A 20,201-nucleotide genomic window follows, 5' to 3' on the forward strand; every position below is an offset into this window, starting at 1 on the left:
CGACTATGGCTTCGGATTTTTGGACTCCTGGCAACAAAGCGTCTGCGAGAAAACGGAAATCCTTCCCCAGGATTTCGGGAGACCGCTTATGGCCGTCGTTATCGTGGACTTCATATCGTCGGTAAGGCGCCACGGCTCGTTCAAGTCGTTGAAGTAGGTCAGCGACTTCAACGTGATCATCGGAGGCACACTCGACCCGAAAAGGGCCTCCAACGCGGCTAGTCCGCGCGGCAGGCTCTGCCCGTTCGCAAGCATGACAGCGATATCCTGGTAATCCTTGGCTTCGGCCCGATCATGAATCACTTTGAGCTTATGTGCGAACAAGTCGTACATCGACGCGACGCACAGGACATCGTCGTCGGTCTTGTCCGGTTCACATACGCAACCGCTCTTCACGCCCCCGAAGAATGACACCTTGATCGGCGCGGCCATATGATCGACGCTGACTGTCAACGTATCCTTCTCGTTTTGCAATACGGAGGCGCCTTTGAGCCATGCGATTTCGTTCAGCAGGTTGTACTTTTGTCCGTCGTCCAGATCAGCGTCCGAAAAAAAGTCGAAATCGACGGATTGACGATGTCCGAGGTGAAGCGCAATCGCCGTACCGCCATATAGAACAAAGTGTCCAGGCACTTGGGCGAGATGAGGCCATAGGCTGCGTTGAGCAGGGGGTAGAATGTCGAGGCGCGGCGTAAACACCATAAGCAAATTCCAGCGTCAGGAAAACCGGCGACGCGACTTCGGTGGTGTTCCATGCCCGCCCAATCGATAATGCCAAAAAGCGAGCGATCGGTTGGAGACTACGCCAACTGGGGGAGATTTTAGAACTTCCCTAAACATATCAATTCCGACGCATTCGATCAGCGCGGAGGCGTCTTCCCAGGTACCCATCTCCATCACATTAGCAACGAGTCTAGACATTCCGTCGGACGCAACAATATCGGGCGGCGTCCACCACACGTACTTGGCCGCAAGCCGCAGTATTTCCGAACTTCGAACGGTCTCGTTCATTGCGGCATCTCCAGTGGCGTGAAACTAGCACTAGCCGGTATGGGCGTCAACCGGATAGGCTTGCATCGAACCGTCGATCGTCTCGCCGATGCGCGACGTCGTCGCCGACGTTCCCTTCTCGGGCGCGATGCCGACAGAGCGGAAAAACCGCTTCGAGAAGTAGTGATAGAACCCCTTTCCGAACTCGCTGTAGGAATCGTTGATCGCCAGGACCGTTTCGGTCACGTCGATCTCGACCTTGTCCCGATAGGCCAGGCCCAGAGCGCGGGCCTTGTCCATGAGCCAGACGAGTGGCGCTGGGACAGCGGATCGCTCGCGTACTCAGCAGGATCTGGAAATTCGCCGGTTTTGATCCGTTTTCATGCCATTTTGAGCCCGTTTGACCCGCCCTGCCGTCTGGGCCCCCTTTTTCCGGCCGGTGTTGGCGCCAACTGCGGACCAAATTCTATTACTTTTAGGTATTTAAGTAGTGATATTGGCGGGCGACGCGGCTGGATGTTGGCCCCGTTTTGGCGCCCAGATGCTTTGGATAGGTTGGAACTGAGAGTCGGTTTTGAGTCTCACCGTCCTGGAATCCCACCTCGGGTGAGGCTATCGACCACTACTCCAGAGCGCTATTGCAGATGCACAACATATATTTATTGAGATCGTACGACATATTATTATTGTAATTACAAAGCATAATACTATTGTAATAATCCAACACCAAACTATCGAACCCCGGGAGTTCAAAATGCCCTCCCTCCACGAAAAACTCGCTCAGTCCCTCACCGAACTGAAGAACCTCAGCAATGGCGGCAAGCGACGAATTTTCCAAAGTGAGGAACTTTCGCGCACTCACCGCGAGCGGCTGCTGGGGACCGGGTTCCTGAGGGAGATCATCAAGGGATGGGTCCTGATGACGCGCCCGGAGGAAGGGTCAGGCGACAGCACCTCCTGGTATTCGTCCTTCTGGGAGTTCTGCCGGACCTATTGCGACGAGCGCTTCAAGAGCGATTGGGTCCTCTCGGCGGAAAGCTCAATTCCCCTGCTGGCCGCAAATCTTAACATTCCCAAACAGGTGGTCATTGCGGCGCCGTCCGCCAATAACCAGACACAGGCCCTCCTCCACGGCACTTCTCTTTATCTTTACAAAGTGCGCCAACTTCCGGTGGCGCCGATCGAGACCGCCGGCGTGCGGACCTTCCCGGCGCCAGAGGCTATCTGCGCTGCTGCGCCCATCTTCTGGCAGACCCAGAAGAACGACCTCATCGCCGTGCTCGGATCACTGAGGAATGTGAGCCCGATCTCGAAGGTTCTCCTTGAGGGCGGACGTGCGGCCGTGGCGGGGCGGATTGCCGGGGCGTACCGACTGCTGGGCAATGCTCGAGCCGCCGACGTGATCATCACCACAATGACATCGGCCGGCCACGACGTCAGGGAAGACACCGATCCGTTCAAGGCATCGGTCCCGATGCAACTCCCCATCCGGGCCGCGCCGCCGATTATGACGCGGGTCCGCCTCATGTGGGCGGAAATGCGTGAGAAGGTGCTTGAGAATTTCAAGATCGAGCCGCGCCGCATCAACGATCACGACGGATATCTGACGGCAATCGATGAGCTATACACCTCGGATGCATATCACTCGCTTTCCATCGAAGGCTATTCGGTCACCGAGGACTTGATCGAGAAGGTCAGGACCGGGAATTGGGATCCTGACGGCAGCGATGGAGACCGTAAGCAAAAGGATGCGATGGCCGCGAAGGGGTACTGGAATGCGTTCCAACTGGTCCGCGCCTCGGTGGTGCGCGTGCTCAACGGCGAGGATGCGGCCGAGATCACCGATCGGGAGCACCTCAACTGGTACCGGGCTCTCTTTCAGCCTTCAGTCCAGGCAGGCATCATCGAGCCCGAAAATCTTGCGGGCTACCGCACTCACTTCGTCTTCATCAGGAACTCCGGACATACGCCGGTCGCATGGGAATCGGTGCCCGACGCCATGGAGGCCTTTCTGGACTGCTTGAAGGAAGAGAAGGATCCGCGCGTGAGAGCCGTCCTCGGACACTTCATCTTCAGCTTCATACATCCCCTTCCCGACGGTAACGGTCGAACAGGACGCTTTCTCATGAATGTCATGATGGCATCGGGAGGACTGCCTTGGACCATCATCCCCGTCGACAGACGCGACGAGTACATGAAGGCATTGGAGAGCGCGAGCGTACAAGGCAACATCGCTTCGTTCGCGGCCTTCCTGGCAGATTGCTGCCGGCTTGAACCACCTCCTCCGCGGCGGAGCCGTCCGGGAGAAGTCCAGGCACCGGCTAAACTCAACTAAGCAAGCGCGCGGGGATGCGCTGGTCTGTGGTTACCGCGATGATCGCCGCGATCATCGCCCTGACCAGCGTCATCGGGATCAGGGAGCGCATCGCGATCATCATCAGGGGCATCGGCATGCTGATCATCGCCACCAGCAGCGGGACGCTCGTCGACTACCGGAAGAAACCGCAACCCCGCGAGCTTTGTCGCTTCGACGATCACATGGTCAATACGATCACGCGGAACGAGATGGCAGAGGCCATTGCGGCGGTCCATCAGCGCGGCGCGGAAGCCATGGCCGAAGGCATGGTTCGCACGATCAGACGGTTTTGCAACTGGCTCGCTGAAGCTGTCCGTCAAGATCAGACGAACGGTGGCAGATGGCGTGATGCTAAAACTGCAAGCTCCTCCCCGAACGCGAGTTGAGATTGGCGAGGATGAATTCTATCCAGAAGACGAGAAAGGTGATGCGCCCCCCGAGATTGAGGTGGGGGCGTGCGCTCGTAATTGCACGTGAAGGATACTTCTCCGAGCGCATCTCCCTGGGAATTCAGCTACTGATTGGTACGTGCCAGCGTCGCCGAGCGGTCACGGGTGCACATCGCGGCAGCGATGATTGCCCGGCGCCAATTTCTCACCCCATAAAGTTCGTCACGCCTTTGCGACTTATGGAGAACGCGATCTCGGTTTCGGCGAAGAAGAAGCAGACCTCATTTTGGACCATCTTGAAGGGGTCTCTTCGAAAGACGTTACGAGACAATTCTACTCTTCGGACCCACGGGCTCGCCGAAAGTGGGCGGCGGCGATCAGGCGTTCTCATCCTGATTGTCGCGCCATACGAAAGCGGGAAATGATGCATGCTTGGGTCGCTTGGTGCGAACACTGGGCGACCCGTGCCATCGCCGAAGACCCTTTGCTCCTGGATCGCGAATATATGGCGGAGGCAGCCGAGTAGTCTTAGAGACCTGAGCTGGGCGCAGCTCATGCCGAACCAAAATCTTGGGACGACGCTTTCGTGCGCGGCAGGTAGACACGAGGCCACCGCCCGGCGCTAGCCGCCGTTGACCGCCACGCCGCGACTCAAGCACGACATGGCCGGGTTTCAGGCGCGCGTCACGACGTTGATCGAGTTCATCGGGAGCCTGCCACGATGGCGACCCGCCATTGCCTTCTCAGCGGCCCATCGCATTCGGAGAAAGAAAACCCTGTGGGTTGTCCTCGGCGTTCCAATAGTCCTTTGTGGCGGGTACTTCGTCGCGCCACTCAATCTCCGTCGCGGCGTCGTAGTTTTCCCATCTGGCGTTCTGTCCTTCTCTCACGAATGCGTTCGTCCTCGCCCAGGCCTCAATGGCGCCGTCCACTGTGGCCTCATGTATGGTTGAGACTACCTCCTGCGCGCGCAAGCACGCGCGCGTGATGGGCCCTGGTTCGCTTCGCTTCGTGAGCGCCCTCATGCCTCCGATGTAGTCGCCGCGAAATACGGTCGGAATGATGACTTGCGCCTGGTTACCTCTCAAAAGTTCTGAAGTGAGGTGCAGGCGCGATATGCGTCCGTTGCCGTCATCGAACGGATGCACTTCCGCGATCAGACAATGGAGGAAGACGCCACGTGCGAAAGGTTCGGTGAGCCCCTGCAGGAGATCGTAGCCGTACTTCAGCGTGCCAACGACCAGGTCGGGCTGGACCATTGAGATCCCACTGACCTTGTTGTTGACTGTCTTGAACCTGCCAGGCTGCTTTTCGGGACGGGCGTCCATCAAGAGCGCATGACGCGCCCTCAGCATGTTCTCGAACTCCTGATAGTCAGCAGGCACCGCCGTCAGTGCGCGTTCGTCGGTGAGTAGCCGGTACGTTGCGATCACGTCGTGCCCGTCCGCGGGACGGTTGATAGGCGCGACGCCTTCGAAGACGATGCGCTTCGCCTCTACCACCGTAAATTCGGTGCCTTCGATGAAGTTGGAAAAGTAGGCCTCGAGGAACGCGTTCGACTGTCTCACCCCCTGGTCCTGGGATACGGGCCGATCAGGAAAAGATAGCGACTTGAGGTGCGCGAACAGCTCCTGCAGTCGGGCGCAGCAGTTTTTGTCGGCGCCCGCCCGTCTAATTTCCGCAGCCTTGCTCGCGAAGCGCACTTTTTGCGTTCCGAGCAAACCGCCCATCAGGCGGTCGAGCTTCTTGAACTCTTCCTCAGCGCTAAGCTGAGGTGCGAGCTTCCTCGCTTCGTCGCGCATTTTGTTGAAATTGTCCGGCCCGCCCGAGCCAAGCAGGGTGACTAGGTAGTCCTCGAATTCGGCATCGCTCAGATTTCGCTGCACTCCGCCCCGTGTCCGCGTGGGTTTGAGATTCTCAAGTAGAGAACGTGGGCGGGACGGTGAATAGAACTCGGCGGTGATCATTGGACTGTCGCCAGGCAGAGCCGACGGCCCTTCGATTAGTCGAATTTCCATGCCCGGAAGCTCGACTGTCCGGTTGGAGTATGGCCCTGTGAGGAATACGTAAGATTTCCCGCCCTTCTCTGGCTGATATGGTCGCATCTTTGCGCCGGTGCGAGATGTCACCACCGTTTTGGGAAACAGGTGCGGTAAGATGTACCAGATGTTCCGCCCCACGACGGCTTCGAGACCGTCTTTCAGATTTGACGTATAGACGCGCTCGACGATTTGCCTAAGTTCACCGGCCTGGGCGCGCCTGCGGATCTGCCGGCTGCCGGCTTGGTCGTCTTTTGTCGTGATGAGGATCTCGCCGTAGGTCGCCATAGCCGTGTCCGCTGCGGTCGAATAAGGAGGACGACCGTCCATTAAAGTCGGTTAAACGCCCATTTTGGTCCGCATTAGTCGAATTGGAACCCGCTTCCAGCCCTAATATTCGAGTATCCTGCCCATATTCAAGGGGATAGTCCGTAAAAATCGTTTAAGGTGCCGTTCTTGTCCGCAATGCTCGAATAGACCGCCACGGACATATTCGAATAATACGGACAAAAAGTCAATAATATCTGCCTTTTACGGACAATCCACCTGGCAAATCGACTGTGGCGGACGCCGCATAGGACTAGTAGCTCGTCACAGTGATTGTGACTCTTTGGACGTTGCGGGATAGGCGCGGCCCATTTTGGCGCGGGCTTTTTCGGTCGTGAACATCCATTTGATGCGGGCGCCAGCGGCATTTCGTTGTTTCTCCCATGCGGCGATTTCGCGGCGGAGCCAGTTTGGGTCGTCGATCCTGCGGTCGAGGCACTGACCGCGGAGCACGCCGATCTCGATCTCGACCATGTTGAGCCAACTGGCGTGCTTTGGGGTGTAGTGGAACTCCAGGCGGCGCAGAATTCGCCGGGCTTCGTCAGGCGCGAATGCCTCATAGAGGGAGCCTACGGAGTGGGTCGACAGATTGTCCTGCACGACGCGGATGCACCCGGCGTCGGGATAATGAACATCGACGAGTTCGCGCATGCACTGGGCGTAATCTTCTGCCGCCCGTCGCTCTGTGACTTTGACTTTGCGCCATGGCCGATGCACGTCGATGCAGACGAAGAGATTGACGGTGCCGTTGCGGCGATACTCGCAATCGTAACGTTCGAGTTGGCCCGGCTCGGCGGGGATCGGCTCGCGAACCTCGCCGATGAGCTGGACCGGGCTCTCGTCGAAGCAGACCACCGGCCGGTCGGGATCAGGCGCCTCGGCATATAGGTCGAGCACGTCTTCCATGCGGGCGACATATTCGCCATCGACCTTTGGAATGCACCACATATCCTTGCGCCACGGCTTGAGGCCGTTTTCGGCCAGCCGCCGGCGCACCGTCTCGCCCGACAGGCTCTCGTGGTCGGTGAGCCTGACCATGGCGTCGGCCAAAAGCTCCAGCGTCCAGCGGGCGCGACCCTCGGGAGGGGTTGCGCAAGCCGTTGCCACCAGCAGGGCTTCCTCCTTGCCGGTGAGCTTGCGCTCCGCGCCTGGACGCGGATCCTCGCTCAGCGCCCGCTCCAGATTGCCTTCCACGAAGCGCCGTTTGGTCCGGTACACGGTGGAACCGCCCACCGCCACGGCGCGGGCAATCTCTTCATCGCTGCGGCCGGCATCGGCCGCCAGCAATATCTGGGCGCGCTTGAGCTTGCGGGCAGCCCGCTTGCCCTTGCTCAACATCGCGGTGAGTTCACAGCGTTCGGCTTGGCTCAATTCGACCCGATAACGTACATTCATCGCGACCTCCTTGTCGGAGGACCGGACGAATCGACAAATGAATCGAAAATCAGGCGCCGCTCGCAGCCTCAGCCCTCAAGGCTTCACCGAAAAGCAGGGCCAGTACCTGGCCTTCATCTACACCTACGCGCACATGTTCCGACGCCCGCCCGCCGAGACCGACATGCAGCGCCACTTTCAAGTCAGCCCGCCTTCGGTCCACCAGATGATCGTGACCCTCGAACGAAATGGTCTCATTCGGCGCCAACCCGGCGTCGCTCGAAGCATCCAAATCCTCGTGGCTCCGAAAGACCTGCCCATCCTGAACTGGCTCGGAATCAACCAGTCATAATCAGTGTGACGAGGTACTAGTGGTGGCTAACAGCGATGTCTCAAATACCCGACGCGGCCAATCGGACATGTTCCTATCTTGCTGTGTGGATTATTTATCAAGCCGGTCAGATATTGATGCTGCGCGTATTGGCATATATGGCGACGGGTCGTCCGCCGCCATGGCAACCGATTTCGCTGCATCTGACGGCCGTGTTGCCGCAGCGGTCTGTGACGGAGGCCTTTGGAATTTGGCTCGGATGCTGGCGTCTGTCGACTGGATTACCGGAACTACAGATGTGCCTGACGAGGAGGTGGTCTCTGCCCGTCGGTTGCGGTCGCTCCGTCGGTTGAGATGCCCAATTCTCGTGGTAGCAGGAGGGCGCGGCATCGTCAGCGCATCGGAGGCGATGAAACTGCAGCGTGATGGCGCGGCCGCACCCATTGATCTGCAGTTGGCTATACCGCAGATGATCGCGACTGACGGAGGGGAGGTCGAAAATTTCGTGACCTCCGACGATCGGATCTTCGGATGGCTGGAGCACAAGCTTGTGCTGAACTCGCCCTCTAACCATTGTTGAGTTGGACGGTAGCGAACGTTGTCGCTCACTCTGCTATGCACCGATCGTGCCTTAGGCGATATTCGGTGTAATTTTATGCCGATCCCGGCGGAAGCCATAAAGTCGCTCGTGAGGGATTTCCTCCACATGAGATGCGCCGCCCCCGATGGCGAAAAGAGCGTGACAGACATGGCCGCTAAGAAAGCCAAAACAGGCTCAGATCGCTCGTCCGGTGAAAGCGCAATCTGATTAGCCAGGTAAGGTAGCTCTAGCCTTCGGTCAATCCGATGGCGCCGCCAGCCCATGCTCGCAACACAGTTGGTGCCGTGATAGGATTGCACGTGGTAGTAGCCCGAAGGAAACCTCGCGGTCCAAGTGGTGCCAAGCGAGCAGGCTCTGACGCTAGCTCAGCACTGTCACTTAGATCTACAATATCCCGATACTCAGCTTTTGAGATGCTAGTCGGCTGTTTTTAGCAATCAAGATCAGCCGTTTGTTGACGTAGTGAAGAGACTCCTCATCGAGCCCGTCAAGTATCGTGGCATTGAGAGCTTGCCGTTTGGTTGATAGCTTCCTGATTTCAGCCTGCGCCTTTTGAGTCAGCGACATCTGCAGGTATCTCGCATCATCAGGCGAGGTGATGCGAGCAAGAAGCTCCATGTGTTCGAGTTTCTTTGTTTGGTTGGTGACGAAGGCGGGGTGGATTCGTAGCTTGTTCGCAACTGCTGTTCCCGAGACTCCCCGACCTTCATCTAGTTCATCAATGGTCATCAACATCAACCACTGCGGCTCAGTGATGCCTAACAGCTCGGCCCAACTCTTGTGTATTTCCTCGAGTTGGGAATGGACCTCGACGATATTCCATATGAAGTCACTAAGGGCTCTATCAACTTGTTCTTTCACTTGCATGTTTGTTGTTCCCGGCAGTTCTAGGAGACGCGCGAAACGCACACAGCGGATGTTCACTTCGGCGGAAGCGTTCGTACCCTTCTTGTGCGATCGAAAAAAGTGCTCACGCGACACAATGCATCAAAAACAATTGAGATACGCAATTGATCTGGGCGTGCAGTGACATTCGATGTCAAGCAGATGTCACTTTTGGTCTGCCCGCAATCCAAGCGGCGACTCGTTTCTTCCGGATACCTGTTAACCCAACTGACTTCGTCCGCTAAATCGCCTTGCGATAGAATAATGTTGCTCCTATCGAGCGCCCTATGGTTTCGATCCGACCTTTGTCGAAGGGGCCATTCGGCAAGTGGTGTAAAAGGCGCCTAAGCTCCACGGGTTGGCTACGAGCAACAGTTCAGGACGAACTCTCGATAGATTTGCTTCAATTTTTCGAGAAGAAGCACATGGCAGCGATTGCGACTCGATAGTTCCCTCAATCATCGCGGTCGCGATAGGTAGGGTACCGCGACCTGATAAAAATCGGCTTCTCTCGCTTGGACATCCTAGATGAACTCGATAATGCCGGCCTTCCTTTGTTTGAGCAGGCCGCGCCCTCCCGCATGAGTGCGACTGTGTGGCCCAAGATCGAGCGGGCCCAGTAGTGGACGATGCACATGCCTCAACTCCCACAACACAGGGCTCTGTTCACTTAAAAAGGAAAATTGCCGATCGTTGTACCGTCTGACGGACGATTGCAGATCCGATCGCATCGACACCATGGACTTAAGAGGCGTCTTGGCGATATCTAATCCGATTGCGATAAGCGTGCCCATGGCTTTTGCTCTCAGACGAACTGGCGACAGCCGTCACAACGGCACGGTGACGTCGGGTGCGGAAGCCGTCCACTCCATCAGCTCAAGCGCGCCAGCCTGGCACTCAAGACGCTGCGGATTTTGTCATCCGAACCATCAGCCGCAAGATTGCGAACAGCGGTGGCTCCCAAGCGGGTCGTAAAACTGCTGGCGTGGCGCGTGCGAGGCAGCATCCGCCGCCATTCCAAAGAGATCGATGCTTCAACGCTTAGGCTTGATTGAATCGCCTCTGCGGAAGCGGCGTACGTCAGGCTGTTCGGGCTGAAAGGCCTCAACTAGAACTGACACTGCGCTCGCAGGGTCGCTGTTGCCACAGACGAAAACATCGGCGGCCGCGTAGGACTTCTCGGGCCAAGTATGTAGGGTGATGTGCGATTCAGCCAGCAGCGCTATTGCGGAGACACCCTGACCCGGACAAAACTCATGAACATGAAGGTGAAGTAATGTCGCATTCGCCGCACGGATGGCTTTTCGGATTGCGTCTTCCGCAATGGCCGGATCGTCAAGGTTCTTCGCTCCCCATAGATCGATGAGGATATGCGTCCCACCGGAGGACAGAGCCGGCGGTGTTTTCTTCTCGCCATCAAAAGTCATTAAGAAGTCTCCACTGAATTATCGGCCCATGAAGCTGAGCTCTGCGGCATTTAGGTCGAGGTGATCAGGCACGCTCGGCACTTAGTTGATTTCTTCCAACGCCGTCATTGAATCTGACAATTGCGACCTTCGGCGCCTATGCCTTAAGCCGCCGCCAAGTCACTTACGCTGCGATCACAAGCTCGAACATCATCGGCCTGGCGGTGGCCGGCATCAAGGAGCCCTTCGTCCGCATGGTCCTGTATTGCCCGGTGGCGAAACACGCTCTCGATGGAATTGGTGGTCCGCAAGAGGCCCTGTTCGAACAAAATGGTGGAAGGCCAGCGGGGCGTTGCGATCCTCGACCAAGTATTCGAATGCCCGCGCGTGCCTGGCACAATACTTGTCGGCGAATACGTCGATCAAAGCTTCGGCGGACGCTCGGTTTGCGCCAAATAGACCTCGCGCAAATCCTTCTTCGTGGTGGCCTGCACAGAGAGCAGAACTTTGGCGTTCACGGTCTTGTGCACCCAGCATGGCTGGTGCCCTATGTCGGGAAAGATCTCGTCGAGCATCTTGTAGAGGTCGAGCGCGCCGTCGCCGACATTGGGTAAATTCGTCGCTACTTATGACCTTGCCGCGACTGCTTCGCCAGGCCACGCCTCCCCTGAGGTGGGCCAGGGTCTGGCCCTGCGTGTCCAAAGCGTAACCGAGGCGATCGGCGCCGGTGATAAAGAGGCTGAGAGTAGCCTTGCAGTCTGCGTTCAGTGCTGTGCCGGAGGCGGCGAGGCACGCATTTGTGCAGTTGGAGACAGCGCCGCGGGCATCGCGTTTGAAGCCAAACACCCAACTATTGTTTTGCGCGTTGTAGCCGATTTGGTCGCCTGACAGGAACACAGGAGTATCGACGCCGCCGCCATGGACAGACGGAATCTCGGGATTGCTGAAGCATTTTTGGCCGCAACTGCCGCGCACATGCCCGCCAATATATCCTCCGGACCAGCTCCTCGTGGGCGATGGCCGCTGTACTGCTGACTCAAGATCCGCCGAATTGGCTGCGCCGCTTGCGGCTAGCGCAATCGTTGTCGCGCTCCCACAACGAACTCCAGATCGCATCAAACACTCCGCGGCGCTATCGCTTTCCACAACCAAGCACCTTCGAGCTGCATCGGTGATGGCGCCGCGAATGAAGCAAGCAGCGTGCCGCTTGGAAATTGAGGGATGTCCAGTTGCTTCGTACCGGATGCAAGTGTCAAGTTGCCGACAATTGTCTTAAAGCTGACGCGTGGCGACTGCCCGAGTAGTCGCTTCTGAGTAAGTTTTCGCGTGCACCAAGGCGGACGACTGCGAACATCAGCGGATTAAAGGACCTCGCGGTAGGTGGTTCTGCACGCCCACGACGCGCTGCGCTGCCCATAGCTATTGCGCTATGCCAGAAAATGTTCGAGCACTTCTGCTCCTCAGCGACGACGCAAACAACGCCGCTCGTGGAAAACGAGAACACGCCTCTGCCTTGGCTCTTGCACGATCGGCGTCATCGCTTGAGCGCCGCAAGCCGACCTGCATCCCGGGGAGCGCCAAGTCTTTTCATGAGGAGAGCGCCAAACCATAGCCTAGTACCCCCTTTTCTTAGAAGGTGAGTCGTGATTCAAGATCGGGATGATACCCGAAGCAAGAGAAGTCCACCTTTCGCGGAAAGACCGCGAGGTGCTTGAGGCGTGTTGTCGCTCGCCGGTGACGTTGCAGCGCGATTTGAAGCGGGCGCGGATAGTTCTGCTGGCTGCGGACGGGCGCAGCACCCGCTCGATCGCCAAAGAAGTCGGAGTGCAGCCGCGGATTGTCAGCCTTTGGCGGCACCGCGATGCCGATCATGGCCTTGAAGGGCTGCAAGACAGGCCGCGGCCCGGCAAGCAGCCGATCTATACGAAAGCCACCGACAAGCGGATTCTGAAACTGCTGGACAAGCCGGCCCCGCAAGGCTTTGCGCGCTGGACCGGCCCTCTGCTGGCCGAGGCGCTGGGCGATGTTGACGTCCAATATGTCTGGCGGTTCCTGCGCAGCAACAAGATTGACCTCGTGGCTCGCAAGTCCTGGTGCGAGAGCAACGACCCGAACTTTGCGGCCAAGGCCGCCGATGTCGTTGGCCTCTATGTCGCCCCGCCCGCGAAGGCCATTGTACTCTGCGTGGACGAGAAGCCCTCGATCCAGGCCTTGGAGCGAGCGCAGGGTTATCTGAAACTGCCGAACGGCAGATCCCTGACAGGTCAAAGCCACGACTACAAGCGGCACGGCACGACCACGCTATTTGCAGCGCTGGAAGTCGCCACCGGGAAGATCCTTGCGACGCATTCGAAACGACGTCGCCGGGTCGAGTTTCTCGACTTCATGGATCGCGTGACCGCAGCATTTCCGAACCGCCAGCTTCACGTCATTCTCGACAATCTCAGCACCCACAAGAAGAACGAGGAATGGCTCGAGGCGCATCCCAACGTGAAATTTCATTTCACGCCCACGAGCGCGTCCTGGCTCAATCAGGTCGAGGTGTGGTTCTCGATCTTGCAGGGGCAGTCGCTTAGCGGCACCTCCTTCACAAGCCTCAAGCAGCTCCAGGATCACATCGATGCCTACGTCAACGCCTACAACGGAAAAGCCGAGCCCTTCGTCTGGACAAAGAAAAAGGTCCGTCAACGCCGTTTCAAAGGCCGCCGTATCACTCAGCTCTGATTCCGGATACTAGGTGCCTACAAATGCAGGAAAATCACATGCTGGAGCCGAGTCTCTGGAGGCGTTGATTGCGGGTGTCCTGCAGATTAGCGCGTGTCTACTACAAGATCAGGTAGATGCCACCGCCAACTTGAGGCCCTAGCGTTCGGTCGTGTTCCCTGCCGATCATTGAGGGCGTCGTGAACGCAAGAAGCTAGCAAATGGGCAAAACGGCGTATTATGACTGGCAGAAGCAGGGTGGCTAAGCAACGCACGACCCATTCAGGACCCTCGATGTTCCGGCTGAAGGGCCGCACAAGGTGACGAATGGCGGCAGGCGTATGCCGACGGAAAATCGGTCGGGCAAGAATCCGTTTGTGGAAGGTCAACCGATCGACCCGATCACGGCGATCGATCGGCTTGCAGGCTCGGATCCGGAAAGAGTTGCGCTCAGGTACGGCGTAGACGCACTCACCTTTAAGGCACTGCGATCAAGATCTGATGCGCTCGCGAGGACGTTGCGAGAGAAGGTGGCTCACGGCGCGGTGGTCGGCTATTGGGGTGAACGAGACCTCGATTGGGCGACGGCAGTCGTCGCAATCTTGAAGGCTGGATCAACCTACCTGCCGCTCGATCCATCGTTACCCGCTTCCCGTACATCATTCATGATCGAGCAGAGCCGCTGCGCTCTGATTATTGGCCCGGATCAGCTGGAGCCGCTCAGTCTATTCCAGGCCAGCAAGGCCACCACCCAATTCGTGACGATAGAGGCGGCGCTGCGCCAGGGCCAGACTTCGTCCGTCCTTCCATCAGCGAGCGATGATGGATCCGCCTACATTCTGTTTACGTCCGGTTCGACGGGCCAGCCGAAGGGCGCAATGATTGAGCGCGCAGCCCTCAATAATCATCTGGCGGCAAAGATCGAGGCGTTAACTCTCACTCGGACCGATTGCGTCGCGCAGACAGCGTCGCACTGCTTTGACATTTCGCTGTGGCAGCTTCTGGCGGGACTTTGCGTCGGAGGCTGCATCGCGATCATCGATGATGCAACACTGAAATCGCCAGTATCTCTTCTCCAAGCCATTCAACAATACCGTGCGACGGTTGTTCAATTCGTGCCGTCGATGCTTGCGGTATTTGTCGAGTATCTGCAGTCGCTTGCGGCCGCTGAGCGAGCTCTGGATGGCTTGCGGAGTATTTCTACGGTCGGAGAACCTCTAACACCCGGACTGGCACGCGCATGGCTTGCCCTATATCCCCCGGTTCCTATTCTCAACCATTACGGACCGACCGAGTGCGCGGACGGCGTTACGCATCATCTGCTTTCCGTCCCGCCCGCGCTGGCTGACACTTATGTGCCGATCGGAAAGGCGATTTCTAACCTTGAGGTGTATGTCGCGGATGGACCGCGGCTGTGCAACGCGGGAGAGGTCGGCGAAATCTGTGTTAGCGGCATTGGAGTCGCTGCTGGTTACGTCAATGACGATGACCGCACCAAGGAGGCCTTTGGGGCAAACCCGTTCTCGAACGATCCTTCGTTTGGGCGCCTATACCGGACAGGCGATCTCGGGCGAGTTCGTTCTGATGGTCTCTTGGAATGTCTCGGTCGACGGGACCGTCAGGTCAAAATTCGTGGGCACAGAATTGAGCTGGGAGAAATCGAGGCCCGCCTTTCCGCTCATCAATTGGTGCGTGGCGCCGCCGTGATCGCCTCGGTTTGCGCAGGCGCAAAGCTTACGGCGCGAGACATAACCAGGACCGAGGGGGAAACTGGATCGAGGCGGCTCATAGCGTATGTGTCAGCCCCGCCCGAAGTAGGGGAGGGCGAACTCCAGACTTTCCTGGCCCAAGCGCTTCCCACCTACATGCTCCCAGAAAGGATCATTCACGTCGACACTATTCCACTGACCAGAAACGGAAAGGTCGATTTTGGAGCCTTGCCTGACCCTACCCTTGTACGCCCTCTCTTGCCGACTCCATTCGAAGCGCCGCAAACAGAGCTCGAAGCTCAACTGTGTCGACTTTGGTCCGACATTCTGCGTATTGAGAACATTGGCATCAACGACGAGTTCATTAGCCTCGGCGGAGACTCGCTTCGGGCCATGCTCATATTGGGCCGATTGCAGACCCTGCTCGGCGTAAGAGCGGATTTCAGGTTGGTGCTGAATGGAACGGTTCGATCCCTTGCGGCGTCGATCTCGACCCGAGATGAATCCAAACCGTGCACAGCCCCGACGCACGGTAAACTTATCCGAGCGCCCCTGACGCGAGTTCAGGAGCACCTATGGTTTCTGTCGCAGCTTGATCCGTCTGCCAGGAACTACATCATTCAAGGCGGCCTGCGAGTAAGAGGCGTCATCGATCTGGCCGCGTTCGATCGCGCCTGGACCGACGTCGTTCACTCCCATCAGGCACTTTCTGCACGTTTCACAGACGAAAACGGTCCGGTTCAACTTTTCGATGCTCCGCAATGCGCACGCCTTGAATTGGCCGATGCATCTCATCTCACGGCGCAGGAAGCTGAGGAGGTGATAGCACTGTTACGGCGAACAGAGCTGAACAGTAGTTTTGATCTCAGCCAAGGTCACCTGTTCCGCGCGCGCATGATCCGTTTTGGTCCCGACAACCATCTCGTACTGATCACCGCTCACGAAATCATCATCGATGCCTGGTCGATCTCCGTTCTGCTGAGGGACCTTCGACAAAGGTACATAGATCCCGCGGCGTTCCTGCCAGAGAACCGCGCGTCACTTTCGACCTACGCGCTCTGGGAAACACAACACTGGCCTCCGGAGGCCCTGGCCGGCCAACGCCGCTATTGGCGTCGTCAGATTGGTGATGAACCGCCGGTGCTTTCGTTTGGAACGGGGCGAGCGCGGCCGCAAATCAATTCCTACCGCGGCGCCTCATATGCGGTGCGCCTTGGCAGCGAGCTTTCCAATCAGGTCCGGGAGTTTGCCCGCCGGCATAGGTGCACCACGTCGACAACACTTCTCGCATGCTTCAAGCTGCTGCTGCGGATGTATAGCGGTCAGGACGATATTATCGTTGGCATACCGCACGTCGTACGGGATCAACCTGGCAGCGCCGAAATTGTCGGCTTTTTCTTGAATATGCTGCCGATCCGCACCGCGATCGATGTCGACCAGTCCTTTGTTACTCATGTCTTGCACGTCCAGGGCCTGGTCAGCAGCGCGATTGCAAATTCGGCATATCCATTCGGCTGGATGGTAAGGGATGCCCATGTACATCGCGAAGCGGGACGCTCGCCGATCTTCCAGGTCATGTTCAACATGTACTCCGAGGCCGCCGAACCGCCCGGTCAACATGAGTTGGATCTGACATTCCGCGAATATGAGACCGGCTATGTAAAATTCGATCTGACATTGTACGCACAAGATGAGGGCGATGAAATTGCCCTCCAGCTAGCATATGCGGAAGAGATATTCTCGAGCGATCTGATTGTCCGCATGGCCGACAATCTGCGCTATCTGATTGCAGCTTGCATGGAGAAGCCGCTGGCGCCTATTAGAGATCTGAGCTGCCTCGGCGCGTTAGACGTCGCTATGCTGGACTCGCTCAATGGCTCAGAGCAGCCATATGAGACTGAATGCTCGCTTGTCGAGGCGTTCGAGAAAATCAGCATCGCCAATCTGAGCCAGGTGGCATATTTTGGCAATTTCGGCGAAATCACATTCGGCCAACTGCGCGAGCGCGTAACAGCTATCAGGTCGCTACTGCGAGTTTCGGATGTGGGGGCTGGCGATATGGTCGCCATGCTGGTCGACCGGTCGCCTGACGTGGCCGCGGTTATTCTTGCGACAAGAGCCTTGCAGGCTGTTGTTGTCCCAATATCGCCGGATTGTCCGCGTGATCGGATCGAACATATCCTGCGAGATAGTCAGGCAAAGCTCTTGGTTCACGCAAATATCGCTGAACCTGGTTTTGACGTGCCGTCGGTCTGTCTCTTGACGCTGGAAGCGCCCAGCGTGCCGGCTTTTAGGCGCAGCGACAAACAATCACAACACGCAATTGCAAGCCTAATATACACCTCCTCCTCAACCGGGAAGGCGAAGGGGGTTCTGATACCGGAATCGGCAACTCTCAATCGGCTGAACTGGATGTGGCGACGCTTTCCCTTCGAGCGTACCGACGTTATGGTCGTCCAGAAGTCCGCATCACTTGTCGCTTCCTCTTGGGAGTACTTTGGGGGGCTTCTGAAGGGTGTACCCACGCTGATCCTGACCCAGGCGCAGTTGCTGGATCCGGATTTGCTGTTGGGCACGTTGGCCAAACGACGCGTGACACGTTTGTTTGCCTCGCCACCACTCCTGTCCGGCATCATTGCTTCGCAGGAACGGCACCCGCGACCGACAGCCTTGCGGCTGGTCACAAGCAGCGCCGAACCGATGCCTTCCTCGCTCCCCCGTCGCTGGCGTGCATATTTCCCGGACGTGCCATTGTGGAACTTCTATGGTGCTACGGAATGTGCGTCCAATGCAGCAGTCTATGAAACATCGGGTGCCTGCGACGGCTCGTCGCTTGTCCCCGTTGGGCGTCCAATCGATAACGTCAAACTCTACGTTCTCGATGCCCAATTAAAGAGAGTCCCTGTCGGAGCTCCCGGCGAACTCTGCATCGCCGGACGCTGCGTGAGCGCTGGGTACTGGCGGGATCAGGATCGGACCAACCGCTGTTTCGTCCGCAATCCCTATGATGACGGCCAATACGGCGTTCTCTATCGAAGTGGCGATATCGCACGCATCTCAACCGGCGGTCTGCTCGAGATTTGTGGCCGATCGGACAATCAGATCAAAGTACGGGGCTTTCGCGTCGAGCTGGAGGAAATCGAAACAGCTCTTGAGTCTCATCCTGCAATCGCAAAGGCAGCGGTGGTCGCAGAAGGCAAGGATAATCATCGTCGCTTGATCGCTAACGTGGTTGCGTCTGGCGACAGTCCGAGTTCTGAAGATATCGTCACTCACCTGCGCCACACATTACCGTCCTACATGATCCCTGCCGGCTTCCGTTTGGTTGACAGCATCCCCCTTACGGCAAGTGGGAAGATTGATCGTTCTTGCCTGTCGTCCGTTCCAACCCGCGAGGTCGGGTCAGTTCCATGTGCTGAACCCCGCACGAGAAAGGAGCGCATTCTTGCTGCGATCTGGCGGGAACTATTAGGCGCCAAGTCGGTCGGACTAGATCGGAGCTTCTTTGATATCGGCGGAGATTCTCTTCTCAGCGTGCGCTGCGTCACGCTGGCGCGCAAAGCTGGGCTGAATCTCACCGTCGAGCGGCTCCATCGAACACCGACCATCAGGGAATTGGCGGCAGACGAGGCGATTACGCCCGATGCCTTCCGTTCGCCAGACGGTTCATTGCCGGTGATCCCCGCAATCACATCTTGGAACCGTGTTGCCGGCTTCGACGAGCACTTCAACATCGGCGATCTGTTCTTCTTGCCCGCCGGTATCCTGAACGTGCGAACGCTGGAGCGTGCCCTTTCCCATGTCATGGATAGGCACGACGGCCTCAGACTCCATATTGCTCGAACGGTTGAGGGCCTACGTCTGACAATCGGACCGTCCGTGGCCGAACGCCTCGTGGAAGAGATCGATCTCGTCGGAATGGACGTGCTTCAGCAGCGCAAGATCATCGAGAGCATGTCAGCAAGGCGTCAGCGCATGTTTCGGTTCGACGGCCAGAGGCCGCTTGTGCACGCCACGGCCTTCCGCACCGCGGAAAGTGGCGACTACTATCTGCTGGTCCTGATGCATCATTTTGTAGCGGACGGGATAGGCTATCGACTGTTCCTGGAAGCATTGGACGCGACGTACAACGCCCTTGCTTCGGGCCATATCGAGACCGCTGCCGAGAACATACAAATGCTTTCTCCATGGTGGAAGCGCCTTGAACACTACGCGAACAGCGAAGCGCCGGCCGAACTCACATGCTGGGAAGGAATTGACTACCATCAGTTCAATTTCCACGTCTGCGACGCTTCATCAGGCGGCGCGAGCGCTTCGAAAGTGACCGCGAGAGAGCTTCACTATGCGCGACTTGCACATCGTATGGACGAAGCGAACTGCCCCCCGCTTTGGGAAGATCAGGCCAAATACGATCTTGAGATCGACAAAGAAGCGACAGGCGACCTCTTCAATATTGCAGCCAGGTGGGCGCATTGTCAGGACGTCGATGTCTTTCTTGCCGCCATATCTGGCGCTTTCGGACGCGTTTGCGGCAACTACTCGCTTTGGATCGACAACCTTACCTCAATCCGAGGTCGGGTGTTTGACGATCTCGAGTCCTCTCAAATCATCGGCAATATCAGCGAGCTTGTTCCGCTTCCTTTGAGACTGACAGGAACGGAGCGCCGCTCCGATCGTGCGCGTTCAATATACCGCCAGCGCAATGCCCTGCCGCGCAGGGGCATAGGGTTTCGGGCCGTGAAATTCCTAAACCGAGACCCTGCCGTGCGGAGCCGGGTCGATCGCCTGCCCCTACCAAGAATTGGATTGAATTATCGAGCGGGTGTGCAGCGCCATTTCCCACGCCGTCTCCTAGCCAAGGAACCCTCTCCACTCTGGATCGGCGAAGACATGGATGAGGCGTCCGTGGGTCATCTCTTCTGGTTCGATGTCGGATATCAAGCCGGGCAGCTACTGATCGAAGCAAGGTACGATTCAAGCCAAGTCCGTTATGAGTCGACCCGTAATCTTTGCACAACGTTGCAACAGGAGCTGTTGGAGACGATTAGCGAATTCGGAACAGTTCGCGGCACGGTCACCCATGAATGAGCC

At 57.6% G+C, this 20,201-nt stretch carries 14 protein-coding genes; 7 read left to right on the forward strand and 7 right to left on the reverse strand.

The window, feature by feature from the left end:
* Window positions 1-3: 3 nt before the first annotated feature.
* The 3 genes from NLM31_RS08675 to NLM31_RS08685 are packed head-to-tail and all read right to left on the reverse strand — an operon-like array spanning window position 4 to window position 1,290.
* Entirely contained in the window at window positions 4-702 is a 699-nt protein-coding gene (locus tag NLM31_RS08675) for a nucleotidyl transferase AbiEii/AbiGii toxin family protein (RefSeq protein ID WP_254192042.1), read from the reverse strand.
* A 15-nt stretch (window positions 703-717) separates the two neighbouring features.
* Window positions 718-1,011: a hypothetical protein gene (locus NLM31_RS08680; RefSeq protein ID WP_254128776.1), complete on the reverse strand. Its 294-nt coding sequence runs from the start codon at window positions 1,009-1,011 to the stop codon at window positions 718-720.
* A gap of 30 nt (window positions 1,012-1,041) precedes the next feature.
* Window positions 1,042-1,290: a hypothetical protein gene (locus tag NLM31_RS08685; RefSeq protein ID WP_254128775.1), complete on the reverse strand. Its 249-nt coding sequence runs from the start codon at window positions 1,288-1,290 to the stop codon at window positions 1,042-1,044.
* Between the two features lie 454 nt (window positions 1,291-1,744).
* Here NLM31_RS08685 and NLM31_RS08690 point away from each other — a divergent pair, with 454 nt between their 5' ends.
* Together NLM31_RS08690 and NLM31_RS08695 are read left to right on the forward strand one after the other, a co-directional pair.
* Window positions 1,745-3,325, forward strand: a complete 1,581-nt coding sequence (locus tag NLM31_RS08690) for a Fic family protein (RefSeq protein ID WP_254128774.1) — start codon at window positions 1,745-1,747, stop codon at window positions 3,323-3,325.
* A 38-nt stretch (window positions 3,326-3,363) separates the two neighbouring features.
* Complete coding sequence (locus NLM31_RS08695) at window positions 3,364-3,732, forward strand: hypothetical protein (RefSeq protein WP_254192043.1); 369 nt, start codon at window positions 3,364-3,366, stop codon at window positions 3,730-3,732.
* A gap of 746 nt (window positions 3,733-4,478) precedes the next feature.
* On the opposite strand, the gene NLM31_RS08700 is transcribed toward NLM31_RS08695, so the two are convergent.
* Window positions 4,479-6,062 carry a Fic family protein gene (locus NLM31_RS08700; protein WP_254192044.1) on the reverse strand — a complete coding sequence of 528 codons (1,584 nt, stop codon included), beginning with the start codon at window positions 6,060-6,062 and terminating at the stop codon, window positions 4,479-4,481.
* A gap of 303 nt (window positions 6,063-6,365) precedes the next feature.
* A complete protein-coding gene (locus tag NLM31_RS08705; RefSeq protein WP_254191295.1) occupies window positions 6,366-7,496 on the reverse strand; it encodes an IS630 family transposase in 1,131 nt (376 codons plus the stop codon).
* Window positions 7,497-7,533: 37 nt separating this feature from the next.
* Between NLM31_RS08705 and NLM31_RS08710 the strand changes: the two genes are divergently transcribed.
* Together NLM31_RS08710 and NLM31_RS08715 are read left to right on the forward strand one after the other, a co-directional pair.
* Window positions 7,534-7,827 (forward strand): LexA family transcriptional regulator, encoded by a 294-nt coding sequence (locus NLM31_RS08710; RefSeq protein ID WP_254128687.1) that lies wholly within the window; start codon window positions 7,534-7,536, stop codon window positions 7,825-7,827.
* Between the two features lie 22 nt (window positions 7,828-7,849).
* The gene (locus NLM31_RS08715) at window positions 7,850-8,386 is read left to right on the forward strand and encodes a S9 family peptidase (RefSeq protein WP_254192045.1); all 537 of its coding nucleotides are present in this window, start codon (window positions 7,850-7,852) and stop codon (window positions 8,384-8,386) included.
* 405 nt (window positions 8,387-8,791) lie between these two features.
* Here the strand turns inward: NLM31_RS08715 and NLM31_RS08720 are convergent, their stop codons facing one another.
* Both NLM31_RS08720 and speD read right to left on the reverse strand, forming a co-directional pair.
* Complete coding sequence (locus tag NLM31_RS08720; protein WP_254128811.1) at window positions 8,792-9,274, reverse strand: MarR family winged helix-turn-helix transcriptional regulator; 483 nt, start codon at window positions 9,272-9,274, stop codon at window positions 8,792-8,794.
* A gap of 1,052 nt (window positions 9,275-10,326) precedes the next feature.
* The gene (gene speD / locus NLM31_RS08725) at window positions 10,327-10,719 is read right to left on the reverse strand and encodes an adenosylmethionine decarboxylase (RefSeq protein WP_254128812.1); all 393 of its coding nucleotides are present in this window, start codon (window positions 10,717-10,719) and stop codon (window positions 10,327-10,329) included.
* A gap of 107 nt (window positions 10,720-10,826) precedes the next feature.
* Between speD and NLM31_RS08730 the strand changes: the two genes are divergently transcribed.
* The 3 genes from NLM31_RS08730 to NLM31_RS08740 all read left to right on the forward strand — a co-directional run bounded on the left by NLM31_RS08730 (window position 10,827) and on the right by NLM31_RS08740 (window position 20,198).
* Entirely contained in the window at window positions 10,827-11,312 is a 486-nt protein-coding gene (locus NLM31_RS08730) for a hypothetical protein (RefSeq protein WP_254192046.1), read from the forward strand.
* Window positions 11,313-12,357: 1,045 nt separating this feature from the next.
* Window positions 12,358-13,422 carry an IS630 family transposase gene (locus NLM31_RS08735; RefSeq protein ID WP_254191958.1) on the forward strand — a complete coding sequence of 355 codons (1,065 nt, stop codon included), beginning with the start codon at window positions 12,358-12,360 and terminating at the stop codon, window positions 13,420-13,422.
* A 320-nt stretch (window positions 13,423-13,742) separates the two neighbouring features.
* Window positions 13,743-20,198 (forward strand): non-ribosomal peptide synthetase, encoded by a 6,456-nt coding sequence (locus NLM31_RS08740; protein ID WP_254192047.1) that lies wholly within the window; start codon window positions 13,743-13,745, stop codon window positions 20,196-20,198.
* Window positions 20,199-20,201: the final 3 nt, after the last annotated feature.

The organism is Bradyrhizobium sp. CCGUVB4N, from assembly GCF_024199945.1.
In the GTDB taxonomy this organism is placed as follows: domain Bacteria; phylum Pseudomonadota; class Alphaproteobacteria; order Rhizobiales; family Xanthobacteraceae; genus Bradyrhizobium.